Annotated in this window: 1 protein-coding gene; it reads left to right on the top strand. The window is 64.8% G+C overall.

What is annotated here, in order from left to right; translation table 11 throughout:
- On the top strand, positions 1 to 216 hold a 216-nt coding region (locus AC2A06_RS19135; RefSeq protein WP_484381341.1), incomplete at both ends, for a hypothetical protein.

Raw genomic sequence — 216 nt, forward strand, 5'->3', positions numbered from 1 at the left:
TCAGCAGCACCGCGCCGCAAACCAGTGGTGATGTCAGCGTGCTGGCCACCGATGTGGCCGGCAATGACAGTCCGTCCGCCATTACCGCCTATGTAGACAGCACCGCCCCAGTGGCGCCGGCTGCGCCAAGTGTGGTTGCTAACCCAGATGGCACCCTGACGGTGTCCGGTACCGCCGAGCCTAACAGCACCATCACCGTCACCTTCCCGGACGGCA

This window comes from Serratia sp. HNCC26DJ244 (assembly GCF_057180565.1).